At 53.3% G+C, this 544-nt stretch carries 2 protein-coding genes; both read right to left on the reverse strand.

Annotation, left to right across the window (positions count from 1 at the left end; genetic code table 11):
• Positions 1–371, reverse strand: a 371-nt coding sequence (locus AC3Y5R_RS24275; protein WP_489923429.1) for an Rz lytic protein, incomplete at its 3' end; no start/stop codon positions are given.
• The coding region (locus tag AC3Y5R_RS24280) for a lysozyme (protein WP_489923430.1) at positions 368–544 on the reverse strand (177 nt) is incomplete at its 5' end. The genes AC3Y5R_RS24280 and AC3Y5R_RS24275, both read right to left, overlap by 4 nt.

A 544-nucleotide genomic window follows, 5' to 3' on the forward strand; every position in this document is an offset into this window, starting at 1 on the left:
AGCCGGTCAACAGCATCAGCGGGCACAGGAGCAACAGCACACTTATCCGCCGCGAGATAACGCTTGATTTCATTCTGGAGAGTCCTGTTCTGCTGTGCTGTAACTGCCCGTTGCTCGGTGACCTGAGACATGACGGCATTCTGTTGGTTTACTGCTGTGACCAGGTCTTTTACGCTATCCGCCAGGTCATCGTTCTTTGAGCGCAGATCGTTAATCTTCGAGTCTTTGCTGTTCGACAACTGCTCCAGGCGCTCATTGGTGGCCGTCAGCTGAGAATTGCGGGCGTGTAACCCCCACAGCGCTACACAGATGAGGCCCACCACAATGACCGGAGAATAGTTTTTGAAGAAGTTGATGATTGTGAGAGTCATGTTGTAAACATCTCCCTTTCTGCTGCCCGACGCTTAACGAGACCTGGCAGGGTTTTACCCCCAGCCTGAACCCAGCGCCCAAACTCAGCGGCCGCTCCGTCATAGTCGCCAGCATTCAGCTTTTTCAGCAGCGTGGATTTGACGAAGTTTCCGGCTCCGAGGTTAAACACGAA

Source organism: Erwinia sp. 009765445 (assembly GCF_058137865.1).